General features: G+C 67.3%; 3 protein-coding genes. 2 read left to right on the top strand and 1 reads right to left on the bottom strand.

Annotated elements, in window-relative coordinates; genetic code table 11:
- A partial coding sequence (locus AB4Y84_RS18370; RefSeq protein ID WP_442250612.1) for an extracellular solute-binding protein occupies nt 1–699 on the top strand: 699 nt, incomplete at its 5' end.
- Here AB4Y84_RS18370 and AB4Y84_RS18375 read toward each other — a convergent pair.
- On the bottom strand, nt 696–2414 hold the full coding sequence (locus AB4Y84_RS18375; RefSeq protein ID WP_428704128.1) for an NAD(P)-binding domain-containing protein: 1719 nt from the start codon (nt 2412–2414) through the stop codon (nt 696–698). The genes AB4Y84_RS18370 and AB4Y84_RS18375 overlap by 4 nt on opposite strands.
- On the opposite strand from AB4Y84_RS18375, the gene AB4Y84_RS18380 reads away from it, so the two are divergent.
- On the top strand, nt 2413–2831 hold a 419-nt coding region (locus AB4Y84_RS18380), incomplete at its 3' end, for an ABC transporter ATP-binding protein (protein WP_442250613.1). The genes AB4Y84_RS18375 and AB4Y84_RS18380 overlap by 2 nt on opposite strands.

Below are 2831 nucleotides of genomic sequence, written 5' to 3' on the forward strand. Positions count from 1 at the left end.
GGCATCGGCTACAACGTGGACATGCTGAAGGAGCGTTTCGGTGGCAGCGCCGACATCGCCAACAGTTGGGACCTGGTGTTCAAGCCGGAAAACATCAGCAAGATGAAGGACTGCGGCGTGACCATCCTGGACACGCCGGCGGACATGATTCCGATCGCGCTGCACTACCTGGGCCTGGATCCGCACAGCGGCGATCCGGCCGACCTGCAGAAGGCGGCGGACCTGCTGAAGTCGATCCGCCCGTACGTGCAGAACTTCCACTCCTCGCAGTACGTGGGCTCGCTGGCCAACGGCGGCACCTGCCTGGTGGTGGGCTGGTCGGGTGACATCATCCAGGCCCGCGACCGTGCGGCCGAGGCCAGCAATGGCGTGCACGTGGCCTATTCGATCCCGAAGGAAGGCGCGCCGCAGTGGTTCGACATGCTGGCCATCCCGAAGGATGCCAAGCACCCGGAAGCGGCCTACGCGTTCATCAACTATCTGCTGGAACCGAAGGTCGCCGCGGCCAACACCAATTTCATCCACTACGGCAACCCGGTGCCGACCGCGACCCCGCTGGTGGACGAGGCGATCCGCACCGACCCGACAATCTACCCGCCGGCCGACGTGGCGGCGAAGATGTTCACCTATTCGATCAACACGCCGGAGACCGACAAGCTCTACACCCGGCTGTGGACCGAGGTGAAGACCGGTCGCTAAGCGTTTCCGGTAGCGCCGGGCCTTGCCCGGCAGCTGCCTTGCCCTGCGCCGGCGCCGGTATTGCCGGCCCGGCCAAGGTGCCGCAGGATGGCGGGCAACAGGTCGCGCGCATCGCGACCGCCGTTGCACAGGAATGATGAGCTCATCCGCTGCAGGTTGTGCATGCCGATGAAGAACAGACCAGGCTGCGGGGAGACACCAAACTCGCCGAGCGGGTAGCCGTGTTCGTCCAGCACGCCGTCCACATCCAGCCACGGCCATTCGGCGACGAAGCCAGTGGCGAGGACAACCGAGCGGATGCCGGCAGCGTTCAGATCCAGTTCGCACGGCGAGGCGTCAGGCTCCCAGTGCAGGTACACCTCTTCTGGAATGTAGCGGGCGTCATCGGTGCGCGGTTCGGGCCGCGTGGCGTAGTACCCGCTTGCCAGTGAATCGAGATAGGCGTACTCGGCCCGCGTTGCTTCGACCGCAGTGCGCAGCTGTGGGCGGACATCGGCGAAGCGGGCGATGTCCGCGTCGAAGCCCTGCAGGCGGCCCAGCAGTGTGATGCCCTCGCGATGCATCGACAGCAGGCTGATCGAGCTGCCCAGGCCTGCGCGTCCCTTGCCGGAAATCAGCGGGAACTCTGCGGTCCGGGCCTTGCGCAGCGCGTCCGGCTCCCCGGCGAGCACCCCGGCCGATTCACTCACATGCTGGTGGATGCGTCCGGCCATGTCCCACCAGGTCATCGAATCCTTGCCGCGCAGCCGGCGCGTATGYGAATGGCGCTCGGCCAGCGACCAATACACGTTGCGGCCGCTGGCGCGGAGATCCTGGGCGATCTGCGCGCCGGACTGGCCGCCGCCGATGACCAGCACCGCGCCGTCGGGAAGCTGCCGGCAATTGCGGTAGTTGCTGGAGTGCAGTACCGCCAGCGCCGGCCCGGGCGCAAAGGGAACGCGGGGCATCCGGGGACGGCCGTATTCGCCGGTGGCCACCACCACCGCAGCGGCCTGGATCGGCCCGCGGCTGGATTCGATGGCGTAGCCGCCCGCCTTGGGCGTGACACGCAGGACCGCGCAGCCTTCGTGGATCGGCAGTGACCTTTCGCTGGCGTAGTCGCGGAGCCGCTGGATCACTTCCGGTGCAGCCATGAAGCCCTCCGGGTCGTCGCCCGCATAGGCGTGGCCATGCAGGGCCATCGTCGCGTTGGCGGTGTTGGTCTGGAAGGAATCCCAGCGCCGCCGCCAGCTGGCGCCCACGGTTTCCGCCTCCAGTACGCGATGCTTGATGCCGGCCTCCTGAAGGACCGTGCTGAGTGACAGCCCGGCCTGGCCGGCGCCGATGATGGCCACCTCCAGCCGATCAGCTGACGAGGGCTGGGGGGCGGGTGGGGCGAAGACAGAAGTGTCTGCGGATGTCACGCGTGTTCGTCCATGGTCGGCCTCGATCCTGGGGATTGCGACGGGGTAGTGGCGGGCGATCAAGGCTCCCGGTTCTGAAAAGCGTTGCAGATTCGGCGCGGCACCCGCAGGCCAAGGCGGAAACACCAGGCAACGGCCACGCAGGGGGCGCGTGTTGCGCCTGGAGTGCGCCATTTGCGGGCCAAACCCGACACCGGTCCGGTACTCCAGGACGGCCAGCGGCGCCTTCCCGCCCGCCGTCGTCATATCCCCATCGGCCCCCGGCCGGTAGAATGGCGGCCGCTGTCCACCGCCCGCTCCCGGAGCCCCCATGCCCGTTGAAGCCCAGCCGGAAGCCGCCGTCGTCGAAGCGACCGGTGTGCCCGGCTATCTCTCCATTCGTGATCTGCGCAAGGAATTCGATGGCTTCGTCGCCGTCGACGACGTCAACCTGGACGTCCGCAAGGGCGAGATATTCGCGCTGCTCGGTGGCTCTGGCAGCGGCAAGTCGACCCTGCTGCGCTGCCTGGGCGGCTTCGAGACACCCACCAAGGGCAGCATCACCGTCGATGGCCAGCGGATGGATGCGCTGCCGCCGTACCAGCGGCCGGTCAACATGATGTTCCAGTCCTATGCGCTGTTCCCGCACATGACCGTGGAGCAGAACATCGCCTTCGGCCTGAAGCAGGACGGACTCGCCCGCGAGACCATCGCCAAGCGCGTGGGCGAGATGCTCGACCTGGTGCAGAT

Source organism: Stenotrophomonas sp. 2YAF22 (assembly GCF_052114665.1).
Taxonomy (GTDB): domain Bacteria; phylum Pseudomonadota; class Gammaproteobacteria; order Xanthomonadales; family Xanthomonadaceae; genus Stenotrophomonas; species Stenotrophomonas indicatrix.